Below are 15936 nucleotides of genomic sequence, written 5' to 3'. Positions count from 1 at the left end.
CTAAGCTCCTATCTGGATCTGTGGCGACCCGCGCATTGGTTTTCCAGTTGTCTACCCACGCGAGGCCAGCAGCGACGACAGCGGCCGGAATGGCTGCAGCCACGCCCCCTGGTCGGGCAGCGAATCGAGGCCGATTCGCGGCAGCGGCTCCCGGAAAACACCGTCGATGTCTTCCAGGTCGACGAACTCCAAGGTATCCGACGTTAACGCCCAACTCGCGTGTTCGCGAAATCCGAGCACCTGGACTCCGACCCCGGCACGGGCAATCTCTTCCAGCGGCGCCCGGAACGCCTGGCCGTCGGCGGAGGCCACCACCAGCGCGGCCAGCCCTTCTTGATACCGGAGCGCAATGTGCGCGAGCATGTCGCCGTCGACGTCGCTGTCCTCGTCGATTTTCGGCTTGGCGAAGACAGCGAACCCCACGTTACGCAAGGCATCCACCCATGGTCGAACCACTTCGGCGCTGCCCGGCGCGATGTTGGTGAACACGGTGGCCTCGGGCTCGGTCGAGACGTCGGGACCACTGGCCGCCACCTCGGCGGTGCGGGCCAGCAGCCAGCGACCCAGCGCGTCGAAGCGTGGTCGCTCCAGCGCCATGGGCCGACGGCCCAGGATCGAGCCCAGGCCCATGTCCAGGTTGGGTGCATCCCATACCAGCAGTGCTCGCCGCACGCCGCGGCTGGCGACCCCGCCGTCTTCCGAGTCGCCGGGAGGCGCCATCGGTTCGGGTGTCCCGGTAGTCGTTTCTTCGGTCACACTCATCGTCAGCGTCTTTCCCACAGCAACTCGGTGACGGTGCTGCCGACATGCCGCGCCTTCGTCTCGTATTTGGTCGTCGGACGCACGACCGAGATCGGTAGTGACCGGGTGGCCGGCTGCACGCGACACAGCGCGGGCTCGGCGTCGCCGACCTCGGCGATCTGCTCCGCGTAGCCGGGATGGTCGGTCGCGGCGTGCAGGACACCGCCGGGGCGGAGCCGGTCGGCGATCAAGGCGACGGTGCCCGGCTGCAGCAGTCGCCGCTTGTGGTGGCGGGCCTTGGGCCATGGGTCCGGGAAGAACACCCGCAACCCGGTTAGCGAACCCGGCGTGATCAGGTGTTCCAGGACGTCGACGGCGTCTCCCCGGATCAGCCGGATATTGTCGACGTCGTCCCGCTCGATGGCGCTCAGCAGCTGCGCCAGCCCACGTCGGTACACCTCCACCGCGATCACATCGACGCCGGGCTCGGATTGCGCCATTGCAACCGTCGAAGTGCCTGTGCCACAACCGATCTCCAGAATCAGCGGCGCCTCTCTGCCGAACCACATGCGGGGGTCGAGCGGTGCGGCCGGACCATCGGCGTTGCGCGCCACCATGCCGAGTTTCGGCCACAGCCGCTCCCAGGTCCGCTGCTGGGCAGCTGACAGGGCGGAGCGGGGGGTGCGGAAGCTGGTGGTGCGGGGATAGCCTCCGGCACTGCGTCGGGCAGGCACGTCCATATCGGGGCACGCCTGGGCCCCGGGCTGTGCATGCATTTGTCCATGGTTACCCATGAACCCAAGATGTAGCCGTCCTCGGCCCAGATTGATACCCAACAGTTGCCTACGGCTGCCAGTCGGTGGCTCGCGTCCGGGCTGCGCAGATGTCACCATTCGATGGGTCCCGCCCGGGAGCGGGCGACAGACCGGAGCCGGGCAATTGCACTCAGCAGGCGGGAGAATGAGCGGGCAACGGCATCAAACCTTCGTCGACGAGCTGCGGCGATTCACCGTCGAGATCGCCGATACGCGGTGGGCGGTGATCGCCGAGCGGCTGACCAAACCGCTGCGGGTCGCGGTATCCGGCCGCCGCGGCGTCGGCCGCCGCACCGTCGCGCAGGCGCTGGCCTGCGCAGGTGTCGATCTGGCACGGCCACCGGACGCCGCCGACCTGGAGGTCTACGTGATCGCCGAGGTGGCCAAGCCCGAGGATCGCGACGCGATCGCGGCAAGCCGGTACCGGGTGCTGACAGTGCTGAACAAAGCGGACCTGACCGACAAGCCGGCCGGGGTGCCTGCCGAACCGATGGTGGGGTTGCTCGCCGTCGCCGTGCTCGATGACACCCGCTGGGCCGAGCTGAAGATGCTGTCCACCCGGCCCACCGACTTGAGCTCGCCGGACAGCTTCCTGACCGGTGACCATCCCCTGCCGGTCGAGGTCCGTCGCCGGCTACTGGACACCTTCGATCTGTTCGGCATCACGCAGGCGATCGGCGCGATGCGCCGCGGCGAGTCCAAAACGCAGGTGCAAGCGTTGCTGCGGCGGCTCAGCCGTATCGACGCCGTCGTCGACGAAGTCACGGCCGCCTGCACCGAGGTGCACTACCGGCGCATGCTCGGCGCCGTGGCCGAGCTCGAAGCGTTGGCCGTCACCGACCCGCGGGCCGCCGACTTCCTGTCGCGCGACGACACGGTGATAGCGCGGATGGCCGCTGCGCTGGACGTTGTCGAGGCAGCGGGCCTGCCCGTCGAACGCTGCAGCCACCGCGCGGCACTGCTGCAGCAAGCGGCGCGCTGGCAGCGCTACAGCCGTGGACCGGTGTCCGCCACGCACCGGGTCTGTGGCGCCGACATCGCCAGAGGTTCACTGCGGCTCTGGTCGCGAGCCAGCAGCGGGTCACCGCCAATCAGCCGGGTGCAGAATGCTTGACCCGGCGCGCGACGATCCGGTCGCGGAGGTGGACGCCCTGGTCGCCGCCGTCGGGCCGCGGCTGAGTCCCCCAGTCGGGCAATGCGCGGACGTGGTGCTGGTGACCGGTCCGTGGCTCGCCGGGGTCAGCGGCGTGGTCGCCGCGCTGCGCGAGCGGTTGCCCGACCGCACGTTCGTGGAATCGGCGGACCTGGCGGTCGGCGAAGCGCCGATGGCGGTGGTGTTCGTGGTCTCCGCGGCCGCGGTTATCACCGGATCCGACTGCGCACTGCTCGACGCGGCGACCCCCGATACCGATGTGGTGGTCGGTGTGGTGTCCAAGACCGACCTGCACCGCAACTGGCGCGACGTGCTCGTCGCCGACCGCGACGAGGTGGCCGCACACGCGTCGCGTTACCGCACGGTGCCCTGGGTGGGGGCGGCCACGGTCCCCGAGCGGGGAGAACCGCGTGTTGACGAACTGGTCGCCACCCTCGAAGAACAACTCGCCGATCCGGGTATCGCACGACGTAACCGTTTGCGGGCATGGGAATACCGGCTGAAAACGGTGGCAGGTCGCTACGACCGGGATGCGCAGGGTGCGGGTCGGCAGGCACGGGTCGAGGCGTTGCGCGAGGAGCGCAACACCGTGCTGCGCCAGCGGCGGTTGGCCAAATCCGAGCGCACCATCACGTTGCGCAGCCAGATCCAGCAGGCGCGGGTGCAGTTGTCTTACTTTGTCCGCAACCGTTGCGCCTCGGTGCGCTCCGAGCTGCAGGAGGACGTGGCCGCCCTGACCCGGCGCACACTGCCGGAGTTTGAGGCCGACGCCCGCAGCCGGCTCGGGCAGGTGATCGCCGAGGTGGACGAGGGCACCACCGCTCAGCTGGCCGACGTCGCGCAGGTCTTGAGCCTGACCGCCGCCTCGCCGGGCCCCGCCGCCCTGCCTTCTCCGGAGGTCGGCACCCCGCCGCTGAAATCGCGGCGGCTGGAAACCCGGCTGGTGATGCTGCTGGGCGCCGGGTTCGGCCTGGGCGTGGCGTTGACACTTGGCCGACTGCTGGCGAGCCTGGCGCCCGGGCTGACCGCCGCCGGGACCGTGGCGTGCGTCGCGATCGGGCTGGCGGCCGCCGTGTGGGTGGTCGGCACCCGCGGTCTGCTGGCCGACCGGGCGCTGCTGGACCGCTGGGTGGGCGAGGCGACCGGATCGTTGCGGTCGGCGGTCGAGCAGCTGGTCGCCACCCGGATGCTGGCCGCCGAGTCGGCGTTGAGCGCCGCGCTCGGCGAACAGGACGAGGCCGAAAGCGCACGGGTGGCCGCCCGAGTCGGTGTCATCGACACCGAGTTGCGCGAACACGGCGTCGCCGCGGCGCGGGCGGCCGCCCTGCGAGAGCGGGAGATGCCAACACTGCAGGCCGCACTCGACGCGGTGCGCGCCGAGCTGGGCGAGCCGGTCGAGGTCACCGTGATACCCGATGTGGCAGATTGAGCCGTTGAAGAATCGTTCCTGTGAGCGAGCTGATATACGCCCGCGCCATTTCGGGTATACGACCCGCGATAACCTGTGTTAAGGACTACCGCAAAACCGTTTGCAGACGGTTGGATGACCCGTAGCACGCACGCAGCAGAGTTCAGGAGATTTCGATGACGTCAGTGTCCATTCCCGGTCTGGATACCGCGCCGACCAACCACCAGGGCCTGTTGTCCTGGGTGGCCGAGGTCGCCGAGCTCACCGAGCCGGACCGGGTGGTCTTCGCTGACGGCTCCGACAAGGAGTGGAAGCGCCTTTCCGAGCAGCTGGTCGAGGCCGGCACGTTCAAGCGGCTCAACGAGGAGAAGCATCCCAACTCCTACCTGGCGCTGTCCGACCCCTCCGATGTAGCGCGTGTCGAGTCCCGGACGTTCATCTGTACCGAGCGTGAGCTCGACGCCGGTCCCACCAACAACTGGATGGCCCCGACCGAGATGCGGTCGATCCTGACCGACCTGTACCGCGGTTGTATGCGCGGTCGCACGATGTGGGTGGTCCCGTTCTGCATGGGGCCGCTCGGCGCCGACGACCCCAAGCTGGGGGTGGAGATCACCGACTCCGAATACGTCGTCGTTTCGATGAAGATCATGACCCGGATGGGCACGGCCGCGCTGGAAAAGCTCGGCACCGACGGCTTCTTCGTCAAGGCGCTGCACTCGGTCGGCGCCCCGCTGAAGCCTGGCCAAAAAGACGTGCCGTGGCCGTGCAATGACACCAAGTACATCACCCACTTCCCGGAAACCCGCGAGATCTGGAGCTACGGGTCGGGCTATGGCGGCAACGCCCTGCTGGGCAAGAAGTGCTACGCACTGCGGATCGCCTCGGCGATGGCCCACGACGAGGGCTGGCTGGCCGAGCACATGCTGATCCTCAAACTGATCTCCCCGGAGAACAAGGCGTATTACATCGCGGCGGCGTTCCCGTCGGCGTGCGGTAAGACCAACCTGGCGATGCTGCAGCCCACCATCGACGGCTGGCGCGCCGAAACCCTCGGCGACGACATCGCCTGGATGCGGTTCGGCAAGGACGGCCGGCTCCACGCGGTCAATCCCGAGTACGGCTTCTTCGGGGTGGCGCCGGGCACCAACTGGAAGTCCAACCCCAACGCCATGCGCACCATCGCTGCCGGCAACAGCATTTTCACCAATGTTGCGCTCACCGACGAAGGTGATGTGTGGTGGGAAGGCCTGGAAGGCGAGCCCGATCACCTGATCGATTGGAAGGGCCAAGACTGGGTTATACGGGAGACGGAAACCAAAGCCGCACATCCGAACTCGCGCTACACCACGCCGATGTCGCAGTGTCCGATCCTGGCTCCCGAATGGGACGACCCACAGGGCGTGCCGATCTCGGCGATCCTATTCGGCGGCCGCCGCAAGACCACCGTTCCGTTGGTGACCCAGGCCCGTGACTGGCAACACGGCGTGTTCATCGGCGCCACGCTGGGCAGCGAGCAGACTGCCGCGGCCGAAGGCAAGGTCGGCACCGTGCGGCGCGACCCGATGGCCATGCTGCCGTTCATCGGCTACAACGTCGGCGACTACATCCAGCACTGGATCGACGTCGGCAAGAACTCCGACGAGTCCAAGATGCCGAAGGTGTTCTTCGTCAACTGGTTCCGTCGCGGCACTGACGGCAAATTCCTGTGGCCGGGTTTCGGGGAGAACAGCCGGGTGCTCAAGTGGATCGTCGACCGCATCGAGCAGACAGGCGGTGGAAGGTCCACTCCGATCGGGATTGTGCCGTCGGTTGAGGACCTGGACTTGGACGGCCTCGACGTCGACCCCGCCAAGGTAGCGCAGGCGCTGGCGGTCAGCCCGGCCGAATGGCGCGAGGAGTTGCCGCAGATCGAGGAGTGGTTCGAGTTCATCGGCGAGAAGCTGCCAACCGGCATCAAGGACGAGTTCGACGCACTCAAGCAGCGGCTGGCCGAGTAGCGCGAGCAACCACGCCGTACAGTCTGCGCATGCAGATTCGCGAGTATCTCGGCGCCGACAAGCCCGCGGTCATCCTGCATCCGTCCGGCACGGTCATCACCTTCGATGAACTGGAGGCGCGGGCCAACCGACTGGCGCACTACTTCCGGATGTCCGGCCTGGTCGAGGGCGACGCGGTCGCGATCCTCATGGAGAACAACGAGCACATCCATGCGGTCATGTGGGCGGCGCGGCGTAGCGGTCTGTACTACGTGCCGATCAACACCCACCTGACCGCGGCCGAAGCCGCCTACATCGTCGACAACAGCGCCGCCAAGGCGATTATCGGTTCGACTGCGCTGCGCAAGACCTGCGAGAACCTGGGCGAGCACCTTCCCGGCGGCCTGCCAGATCTGCTGATGATCGCCGACGACGACTTGGACGGCTGGCTGCGTTACCCGGAATGTGTTGCCGGCCGACCGGATACCCCGATCAATGACGAACTCGAGGGTGACCTGTTGCAGTACTCGTCGGGCACCACTGGCCGGCCCAAAGGCATCAAGCGCGAGCTGCCGCACGTCTCACCGGCCGAGGCGCCCGGCATGATGTCGGCGCTGGTCGGTTTCTGGATGACGCCCGATTCGATCTATCTGAGCCCTGCGCCGCTGTACCACACCGCGCCGTCGGTGTGGTCGATGAGCGCGCAGGCCGGCGGCATCACCACGGTGGTCATGGAGAAGTTCGACCCGCAAGCCTGCCTCGATGCCATCCAGCGCCACCGCGTCACGCACGGCCAGTTCGTCCCGGCGATGTTCACCCGGATGCTGAAACTTCCTGAGCAGGTGCGTAATTCGTATGACCTGTCCAGCCTGCAGCGGGTGATGCACGCGGCGGCACCGTGCCCGGTTGAGATCAAAAAGCAGATGATCGACTGGTGGGGGCCGATCGTCGACGAGTACTACGCGTCCTCAGAAGCGATCGGGTCGACGTTGATCACCGCCGAGGAGTGGCTGGCCCATCCGGGCTCGGTCGGCAAACCGATGATGTGCGAAATACACATCCTCGACGAGGACGACAACGAGTTGCCGCCGGGCCAAGCCGGCGAAATCTACTTCGAGGGGGGCTACGTTTTCGAATACCTCAACGGCGATGCGAAAACCGCCGCGTCCCGCGACAAGCACGGCTGGGTGACCGTCGGCGACGTCGGCTACATCGATGATGAGGGTTACCTTTACCTGACCGACCGCAGGCATCACATGATCATCTCCGGCGGCGTGAACATCTATCCGCAAGAAGCCGAGAACCTTCTGGTCACCCATCCGAAAGTTCTCGACGCGGCGGTGTTCGGGATTCCCGACGACGAAATGGGCCAAAGCGTCAAGGCCGTGGTGCAGAGCGTGGATCCGGCCGACGCCACCGATCAGTTCGCCGATGAATTGCTGGCGTGGCTGCGGGATCGCTTGGCACACTATAAATGTCCGCGGTCGATCTCGTTCGAGGCACAGCTGCCGCGCACCGAGACCGGCAAAATGTTCAAGGGCGAGTTGGTCAAGAAGTATTCGTGAAAGTCGTCGAGCTGCCAGCGGGAATCATTGTCGGTTGCGACGTCGAAAATATCAGTGACCGAGCAACTTTCACGCTGACCGAAGACTCATGCGACGACCGCCGGGTAGTCAGCGTCCCGGCGATTGACGCTGCACTCACCGAACTCGCGGCCCGACTGGAACGTTGGCCGCTGGCTGCCGCCATCTGCGACGACGTGCTGCGATCCGTCGATCCGGGCGGCCCGACGCTGGCCGGTGTGATGACCGAGTCGCTGGCCTACTCCACCTTGCAGTCCGGCCCGGAGTTCGGTCGCTGGCTTGCCGAACGCGGCCCGGCCAGCATGCCCGAGCTCGCCGATCCGGTGCTGTCCGAGCGTGCGGGCAACACATTGCGCATCACATTCAACCGGCCGCAGCGCCACAATGCGTTTTCGACCGATACCCGTGCAGCGTTGTTGGAGGCGTTGACCGTGGCGCAGCTGGATCCGTCGGTCGACGAGGTGGTGCTGGCCGGCAACGGGTCGTCGTTTTGCAGCGGCGGCGACCTCGCCGAGTTCGGGACGTTCAGCGATCCGGCCAGTGCGCACCTGGCCCGCACCCGCCATAGCCCGGCGCTGGCGCTCGATGAACTGACCGCCCGGCTCGGTCCGGCCTGCCGCGCCGAGGTGCACGGTCAGGTGCTGGGCAGTGGACTGGAGATGGCGGCGTTTTGTGGACGGGTTGAGGCGCGGCCCGATTCGGTGTTCGGGCTTCCCGAACTAAGCCTGGGACTGATTCCAGGGGCCGGTGGTACCGTCAGCGTGACCCGACGCATAGGCCGTTGGCGCACTGCGTATTTGGTGATCTCAGGCAGGGTGATCGATCCGGTGACGGCGGTGCGCTGGGGGCTGGTGGACAAGGTTAGCTAATCTGCGCGCACACCCATGCCTCGAGACAGCAGCCACGGCTGTGATTCCGGTCCGGAACACGACCATGGTTTCTGTCTGGCGGCGCACCGACACTGCGGTCAGATCCCGCCGCGGGCGACCAACTGAGCGGCGATGACATTGCGCTGGATTTCGTTGGTGCCTTCGCCGACGATCATCAGCGGCGCGTCGCGGAAGTAGCGCTCGACGTCGTATTCGGTGGAGTATCCGTAGCCGCCGTGAATGCGCACCGCGTTCAACGCGATCTCCATGGCGATCTCGGAGGCGAACAACTTGGCCATGCCGGCCTCCATGTCGGCGCGCTCGCCGCTGTCATAGCGCTCGGCCGCATAGCGGGTGAGCTGGCGTGCGGCGGTGAGCTTGGTCGCCATGTCGGCCAGATAGTTGCCGACGGCCTGATGCTTCCAGATCGGCTTGCCGAAGCTTTCCCGCTGCTGGGCATAGGCCAGCGCATCCTCCAACGCCGCCGTCGCCACGCCCAGTGCGCGGGAAGCCACCTGAATACGGCCGGTCTCAAGGCCTTTCATCATCTGTGCAAAGCCCTTGCCGGGCACCCCGCCCAGTACCGCCGACGCCGGGACGCGGTAGCCGTCGAAGGACAGCTCGCAGCTTTCGACGCCCTTGTAGCCCAGTTTGGGTAGATCTCGCGAAATCGTCAGGCCCGGCCCCGGCTGCACCAGCACCACCGAGATGCCGGTGTGGCGCGGGGTGGCGTTCGGGTCGGTCTTGCACAGTAGCGCGATCAGCCCGGAACGCCGGGCATTGCTGATCCACGTCTTGGACCCGTTGATCACCAGCTCGTGGGAATCGGGGCCGTCGGGCAGCGCGGTCGTCGACATGTTCTGCAGATCGCTGCCGCCGCCGGGTTCGGTCAGCGCCATCGTGGCCCGCAGCTCGCCGGTGGCCATCGGCGGCAGATACCGGCGCTTCTGCTCCTCGGTGCCATACACGGTGAGCAGCTTGGCCACCACGGTGTGTCCGCCCATCGCGCCGGCCAGGCTCATCCAGCCGCGGGCCAGCTCCTGGGTGACGAGCACGTAGCACGGCATCGATACCGGCGACCCGCCGTACTCCTCACCGATGGCCAGGCCGTAGATGCCGATGCGCTTCATCTGCTCGATCCACGCCTCGGGATACTCGTTGGCATGCTCGACCTCGCGGACCGTCGGCCTGACCTCCTTGTCGATGAACGCCCGCACCGTCTCGACCAGCATCGTCTCCTCGTCGGTCAGTGCCGTGGTCATCGGGTGCCTCCCCGTGTGTCAGGATTCCTACGCTATGACAGGTGGACCCTACTTCGACGACCTGTCGGTCGGGCAGGTGTTCGACTGGGCACCGTCGGTGATGCTGACCGCCGGGATGGCGGCGGTGCACCAGTCGATCGTCGGCGATCGGCTGCGGCTCGCGCTGGACGCCGACCTGTGCGCCGTGGTGGTCGGGGCGCCCGCCGCACTGGCACATCCGGCACTGGTATGCGATGTCGCGATCGGCCAGACGACACTGGCCACCCAGCGGGTCAAAGCCAACCTCTTCTACCGCGGGCTGACATTTCATTGCTTCCCGGTTATCGGTGACACGCTCTACACCCGCACGGAAGTGGTTGGGTTGCGGCAGAATTCGCCTCAGCCGGGACGGGCGCCTACCGGTCTGGCGGCGCTGCGGATGACCACCATCGACCAGGCCGACCAGCTGGTTCTCGACTTCTACCGCTGCGCGATGTTGCCGGCCAGGCCCGATGCCGACGACACCGGCCACCATGACGACCTGTCCACCGTCGGCGCCGATGCGGTGGCGCCAGCCCAGGACCCGACGTCGGACTGGGACGCCGACGCGTTCCGCAAGCGAGTGCCCGGACCGCATTTCGACGCCGCCATCGCCGGCACGGTGCTGCACAGCACCGGCGACGTGGTCAGCAGCGCGCCCGAGCTGGCTCGCCTTACCTTGAATATCGCAGCCACACACCATGATTCACGTGTAAGCGGACGCCGACTGGTGTACGGTGGGCACACCATCGGGCTGGCGTTGGCGCAGGCGACCCGGTTGCTGCCGAACTTGGCGACGGTGCTGGCCTGGCAGTCCTGTGACCACACCGGCCCGGTCTACGAGGGCGACACGCTCTACAGCGAACTGCGGGTCGAATCCGCCGAGCCGACCGAACACGGCGGCGTGCTGGGATTACGGTCACTGGTCTACGCGGTCACCGATTCGGAGATCGAGCCCGACCGGCAGGTGCTGGATTGGCGGTTCACCGCGTTGCAGTTCTAAAGCTGCAGTTCTAAAGCTGGGTGGTGCGCACAATGGGAGCGTGGACTCGACAACAGCGGACTGGGCTGGCAGCGGGCTCGCCTATCTGACCGGCCCGCCCGACGGGCCGCCGGATTGTTCCCGCGCGCCGGTGCTGACCGAGGCCCGGCGGGTGACGGCCGATATCGCCCGGCTTAGCGGCGTCCAGGTTGACGCCGCCACGATGTTGGCCGGCCGCGCGGCGCTGCGCGGCCTGTGCCGCCAGGGCCGGATCTCCGCGGGCGGAGCCACCCGGTTGCTTCCCACCGCCGACGGTTGGTGCGCGATCGCGCTGCCGCGCGACGAGGATCTCGAGGCGCTGCCCGCGCTGCTGGAGACCGACACCGGGCCCGCCGAACGCTGGCCGGCGTTATCTTCCTGGGCGGCAGAACGTTCCAGTGCAGCCGTCGTCGCCCGGACCGGGCTGCTGGACATCGCCGCGGCCGCACTCGGCGAGGCGACCGCATCGACGCCGGCCGTGCGGTCGGTCGGCGACACCGCAGAGCCGCGGCGGCTCGACGGGCTGCTGGTGGCCGACCTGTCGTTCCTGTGGGCGGGGCCGCTGTGCGCACAGCTGCTAGCCCGGGCCGGCGCGATCGTGGTCAAGGTGGAAAGCTTCGCCCGGTCCGACGGTACCCGCCGCGGCGAGCCCGCATTCTTCGACTGGATGAACTTCGGGAAGCTTTCCTACGCCGTCGATTTCGACACCGACATCGACGTACTCCGCGAGTTGCTTGCAGCTGCTGACATCGTCATCGAATCCTCCCGGCCGGCCGCGCTTACCCGCCGCGGGTTGAGCGCAGCCGACGTACCCGCCCGGGCGGGACGGGTGTGGCTACGCATCAGCGGCTATACCGGTCAGCCGGTCCGGGCGGCATTCGGCGACGACGCCGCGGTCGCCGGTGGGCTCGTCGGCGCAGATCCCGACGGGCCGGTATTCTGCGGCGACGCCATCGCAGACCCACTGAGTGGGCTGGAAGCGGCGCGGGCGGTGGCGCTGTCGCTGCGCCGCGGGGGCGGCGAACTGATCGAGGTGTCGATGGCGCAGGTGGCCGCCTGCTATGCCGCACTGCCACAGGCGTCGTCGGGATGTGCTGCGCCCGCTGCCCCGCCACGACCGCCGGCAGCTGTGCCGGCGGCGTCGCCGCTGGGCGCGGACAACGCTGCAGTGCGCCGAATCGTCATCGAAAGGCTTTGTGCGCCATGCTGATCCGACACGCAACCAGGCTCGATGGCGCGGTGCTCGATATTCGGGTCGGCGCACAGATCGACGAGGTGGGCGACACCATAACGCCTCGGGCAGACGAGGACGTTTTCGACGCGGCTGGCGGTACGGTGCTGCCCGGGCTGCACGACCATCACGTCCATCTGCATTCCGCGGCGGCCGCCCAGACCTCGGTACAGGTGGGGCCGCCGCAGGCGCGCGACCGGGAGACGTTCGCCCGCGTCTTGACCACCGCCGCGATCGGCGAGGACGGCTGGATCCGTGCGGTCGGCTACCACGAATCGGTCGCCGGACCGCTGGATAGGACCGTGCTGGATGCGCTGATCCCCAACGTGCCGGCGCGGATACAGCACCGCAGCGGCGCGTTGTGGAGTCTCAACTCGGCGGGCCTGCGCCGGGTGGGGTTGGCCGACCATCCGGACGGGCGGATCCGCAGCACCGACCCGGGCTGGTCTGACGCATTGGACCGCGGCCAGGTCAGCCTGGCCGACCTGAGCGGTCTGCTGGTTCGTCTGGGTGTCACCGGAATCACCGATGCCACACCCGATCTGGATGTCAGTGACATCGTGAGGATGACCGAGTTACACCGGCATGGCGAGCTGCGCCAACACGTACATGTACTATCACCCGGCAAGCGGATCCTGCACGACGACAACCTGGACCTCGACGAGCTCGCCGGCTGGACCGCCGAACGACACGGCTTCGGTGGACCGGTGGCCATCCACTGTGTGACCGCCGCGCAGCTTGTCGTGACAATCGCGGCGCTGCGCCAGGCCGGTACGCACCCGCGGGACCGCATCGAACATGCCGCCATGGTGCCGTCGGACTGCATAGCCGATCTCGTCGACCTCGGGGTAACGGTGGTGACCCAGCCCAACTTCGTCGCCGAGCGCGGCGAGCAGTACCTTGCCGAAATCCCTGCCGCCGAACATGATCAGCTGTGGCGGGTCGGCTCGCTCCTGGCGGCCGGTGTCCCGGTCGCATTGTCCACGGATATGCCATTCGGCCGCGGGGACCCGTGGGCAGCCATGCACGCGGCGGTGCACCGCAGCACTGCGAGCGGGGCCGTGCTGGGAGCCGACGAATGTGTCCCGGCACGGAAGGCATTGATGATGTTCCTGGGCCGGCTCGAACAGCCCAGCCGGGTCCGCACGGTCGAACCGGGGCAACCAGGTGATCTATGCCTGTTGGCCGTGCCCCCGGAAGCCGCGCTGGAGAATCTGGATGCCGGCATGGTCGCCGCCACGGTTATCGACGGCCAGATCGTCTACCAACGGTCATGACTCGCGAGCGTGCACGGATGTACAGCCGATGCCGCGTGTCGACGTACAAACACGCACGCTCGCGTCAAGACAGGGCCGTGCGCAGGCTGGCGCACTGGCTGGCGAAGAAGGCTTGCGACACTTGAGCTTTCGGCGCCACCAGGTCGAACCCGTGGAAAGCGCCCGGCACCACCTCGACGTGGCACGGTACGCCGGCGCCGGTGAGCCGTTCGGCGTAGGCGAGATCCTCGTCGTGAAACAGGTCGTGAGTGCCGACGCCGATCCACGCCGGCGCGAGCCCGCTGAGGTCGTCCCGGCGTCCCGGGACGGCTACCTGCGGATCGGCGCCGCCCAGATACGCCGCCCAGCCGAATCGGTTGCTGTTTGGGCTCCAGAGCCGGTAGTTCGGGTTTTTCGGACTCGTCGCGCTACGGTCGTCGAGCATCGGATAGGCCAACAACTGCAGGGTCGGGGTAACTTCGCCGCGGTCGCGGGCCAGCAGCGCCAGCGCGGCTGCCAGGCCGCCGCCGGCGCTGGCGCCGCCGATCGCCACCCGCGCGGAATCCACCGCGGGCAGGCGGGTCAGCCAAAGCAATGCCGAGTAGCAGTCCTCGAGCGCCGCGGGGTAGGGGTGTTCGGGCGCCAGGCGGTATTCCACCGACGCGACCGTGATGCCGAGGGTGTCGGCCATCCGGCTGCACTGGGCATCGTCCATTTGTGCCTGACCCAGGACGTACCCGCCGCCGTGCATCCACAGCAGCGCGGGCGCGGGTTCGTTGACCTCAACCGGCCGGAATAGCCGCACGCCGGCACCGGAGCCGAGGGTGAGCACTTCAACGCCGTCGACGCCACTGCGCCGCAACCCCATCAGTGCCCGCATCAGCCGCAAACTCCGCGGGCCGACCAGTGTTCGTGGTGCGACGCGGGCGATTCTGCGCAGATCTGGGTGAAAGTCGGTGTTCGGCATCGATCCAGTATGCCGACCGTGCTGGCCGCAGCGCGCCGGGCCGGTGAGCTCGACACGTGAGCGCTTGTCATATTTGTCGTTTGCCGCGGACGCCGCGGGGTACGCTCCCGGGATGGTGCGCCCAGCCACCCGCTACCCGGGACCGACCATGGCCAGCCGGATAAAGTGGTTGCTGCGGGCCCGTCCTGCCGACTACATGCTGGCGCTCAGCGTCGCGTCGGCTTCGCTGCCCGTAGTCGGCAAGCATCTCGAGCCGCTGGGTGGGGCGACCGCGATGGGCGTGTGGGGCGCTCGGCACCTACCGGACTTTTTGTCCGGCACGGCCAAGTCCTGGCTCACACCGGAGATCGGTGCGATCCGCAGGCGCGAGCGTGACAAGACGCACGCCGTATCCGACGCGGCGTTGCGGGGCATCGTGGCCGCCAAAGACCTCGATATCGAATGGCCGGCACCCGAGCGAACCCCGCCGGTGTGGAAGGCCCTGTGCCACCGTCGCCACTTGTACCGCACCGGCGTCCGCTACGGCGACCACCCGGTCCAGCTGCTGGACGTGTGGCGTCACAAGGACTTGCCGCCCGCCCCGGCGCCGGTGCTGATCTTTGTCCCAGGCGGCGCCTGGGTGCACGGCAGCCGCGCGCTGCAGGGCTATGCCCTGATGTCGCATTTGGCCGAGCGCGGCTGGGTGTGCCTGTCGATTGACTACCGCGTCGCGCCGCACCACCGCTGGCCGTGCCACATCACCGACGTCAAGACCGCGATCGCCTGGGCACGCGCCAACGTCGACAAGTTCGGTGGTGACCGCAATTTCGTTGCGGTGGCAGGATGTTCGGCTGGTGGGCATTTGTCCGCGCTGGCGGGCCTGACCGGCAATGACCCCGAGTTGCAGGTCGGGCTGCCGACCGGCTCGGACACCGCAGTGGACGCCGTTGTCGGGATTTACGGCCGCTACGACTGGGAGGACCGCTCGACCGCCGAGCGGGACCGCTTCGTCGACTTCCTGGAGCGGGTGGTGGTCAACCGCAGAATCGACCGTCACCCCGAGGTGTTCCGCAACGCCTCGCCGATCGCCCGGGTGCGTCCAGACGCCCCACCGTTTTTGGTGATTCACGGCAGCAATGACGCGGTGATCCCGGTCGAGCAGGCGCGCAGCTTCGTTGAACGGCTGCGATCGGTGTCGCATTCGGTGGTCGGGTATGTGGAGCTACCCGGCGCCGGCCACGCCTTCGATCTGACCGATGGCACCCGTACCGGCGTGATGGCCACCGCAATCGGGCTGTTCCTCAACCAGGTTCACCGCAACCGCACGCTGATCGGAGCCAAAGAGGTTATTTGAGCGCCAGCCGAATGTAAGGTCCCTGCCAAGGGTCCCTGCAAAGGGAGGTGGGGCGTGAAGAGGCTCAGCGGCTGGGACGCGGTGCTGCTGTACAGCGAGACGCCGAACGTGCACATGCACACCCTGAAAATTGCGGTCATCGAATTGGATGCCGACCGGCGCGATTTCGACATCTTGATTTTATTTCGGGTCATCCTCTTACTTCTCTAAATTATAGTACGGTTGTGATAGATGTTTTTATTAATCAGGATATTTTTTCATCTTGAGATGTTTTTGGATTATTTGTTAGTAGATGTGTCC

Annotated in this window: 13 protein-coding genes and 1 pseudogene; 10 read left to right on the top strand and 4 right to left on the bottom strand. The window is 67.3% G+C overall.

The window, feature by feature from the left end:
* Positions 1-51: 51 nt before the first annotated feature.
* A complete protein-coding gene (locus tag ACRDTL_RS05045; protein ID WP_431505637.1) occupies positions 52-720 on the bottom strand; it encodes an NYN domain-containing protein in 669 nt (222 codons plus the stop codon).
* Positions 721-764: 44 nt separating this feature from the next.
* The gene (gene trmB / locus ACRDTL_RS05040; RefSeq protein WP_431505622.1) at positions 765-1577 is read right to left on the bottom strand and encodes a tRNA (guanosine(46)-N7)-methyltransferase TrmB; all 813 of its coding nucleotides are present in this window, start codon (positions 1575-1577) and stop codon (positions 765-767) included.
* Positions 1578-1701: 124 nt separating this feature from the next.
* Between trmB and ACRDTL_RS05035 the strand changes: the two genes are divergently transcribed.
* The 5 genes from ACRDTL_RS05035 (at position 1702) to ACRDTL_RS05015 (ending at position 8548) form a co-directional block, all read left to right on the top strand.
* On the top strand, positions 1702-2670 hold the full coding sequence (locus ACRDTL_RS05035; protein ID WP_431505621.1) for a hypothetical protein: 969 nt from the start codon (positions 1702-1704) through the stop codon (positions 2668-2670).
* Positions 2663-4138 (top strand): hypothetical protein, encoded by a 1476-nt coding sequence (locus ACRDTL_RS05030; protein WP_431505620.1) that lies wholly within the window; start codon positions 2663-2665, stop codon positions 4136-4138. The genes ACRDTL_RS05035 and ACRDTL_RS05030 overlap by 8 nt, the downstream gene beginning before the upstream one ends.
* Before the next feature lie 155 nt (positions 4139-4293).
* Entirely contained in the window at positions 4294-6117 is a 1824-nt protein-coding gene (locus tag ACRDTL_RS05025; protein ID WP_431505619.1) for a phosphoenolpyruvate carboxykinase (GTP), read from the top strand.
* A gap of 29 nt (positions 6118-6146) precedes the next feature.
* Entirely contained in the window at positions 6147-7661 is a 1515-nt protein-coding gene (gene fadD4, locus ACRDTL_RS05020; RefSeq protein WP_431505618.1) for a fatty-acid--CoA ligase FadD4, read from the top strand.
* An 11-nt stretch (positions 7662-7672) separates the two neighbouring features.
* A complete protein-coding gene (locus ACRDTL_RS05015) occupies positions 7673-8548 on the top strand; it encodes an enoyl-CoA hydratase/isomerase family protein (protein WP_431505636.1) in 876 nt (291 codons plus the stop codon).
* 98 nt (positions 8549-8646) lie between these two features.
* On the opposite strand, the gene ACRDTL_RS05010 is transcribed toward ACRDTL_RS05015, so the two are convergent.
* Complete coding sequence (locus ACRDTL_RS05010) at positions 8647-9810, bottom strand: acyl-CoA dehydrogenase family protein (RefSeq protein WP_431505617.1); 1164 nt, start codon at positions 9808-9810, stop codon at positions 8647-8649.
* Between the two features lie 34 nt (positions 9811-9844).
* Here ACRDTL_RS05010 and ACRDTL_RS05005 point away from each other — a divergent pair, with 34 nt between their 5' ends.
* The 3 genes from ACRDTL_RS05005 to ACRDTL_RS04995 are packed head-to-tail and all read left to right on the top strand — an operon-like array spanning position 9845 to position 13357.
* Entirely contained in the window at positions 9845-10831 is a 987-nt protein-coding gene (locus ACRDTL_RS05005) for a MaoC family dehydratase (protein ID WP_431505616.1), read from the top strand.
* Positions 10832-10871: 40 nt separating this feature from the next.
* Positions 10872-12059: a CoA transferase gene (locus ACRDTL_RS05000; protein ID WP_431505615.1), complete on the top strand. Its 1188-nt coding sequence runs from the start codon at positions 10872-10874 to the stop codon at positions 12057-12059.
* Positions 12053-13357: an amidohydrolase family protein gene (locus ACRDTL_RS04995; RefSeq protein WP_431505614.1), complete on the top strand. Its 1305-nt coding sequence runs from the start codon at positions 12053-12055 to the stop codon at positions 13355-13357. The genes ACRDTL_RS05000 and ACRDTL_RS04995 overlap by 7 nt, the downstream gene beginning before the upstream one ends.
* A gap of 64 nt (positions 13358-13421) precedes the next feature.
* Here ACRDTL_RS04995 and ACRDTL_RS04990 read toward each other — a convergent pair whose 3' ends face one another.
* Positions 13422-14303 (bottom strand): alpha/beta hydrolase, encoded by an 882-nt coding sequence (locus ACRDTL_RS04990; RefSeq protein ID WP_431505613.1) that lies wholly within the window; start codon positions 14301-14303, stop codon positions 13422-13424.
* A 148-nt stretch (positions 14304-14451) separates the two neighbouring features.
* Between ACRDTL_RS04990 and ACRDTL_RS04985 the strand changes: the two genes are divergently transcribed.
* Both ACRDTL_RS04985 and ACRDTL_RS04980 read left to right on the top strand, forming a co-directional pair.
* Positions 14452-15636: an alpha/beta hydrolase fold domain-containing protein gene (locus ACRDTL_RS04985; RefSeq protein WP_431505635.1), complete on the top strand. Its 1185-nt coding sequence runs from the start codon at positions 14452-14454 to the stop codon at positions 15634-15636.
* Positions 15637-15690: 54 nt separating this feature from the next.
* Positions 15691-15810: pseudogene (locus ACRDTL_RS04980) on the top strand (wax ester/triacylglycerol synthase domain-containing protein); the annotation flags it as partial.
* Positions 15811-15936 lie beyond the last annotated feature (126 nt).

The sequence above is a fragment of the Mycobacterium sp. genome, assembly GCF_050700595.1.
Classification (GTDB): domain Bacteria; phylum Actinomycetota; class Actinomycetes; order Mycobacteriales; family Mycobacteriaceae; genus Mycobacterium.
This window is presented reverse-complemented; position numbering and strand designations above follow the sequence as displayed.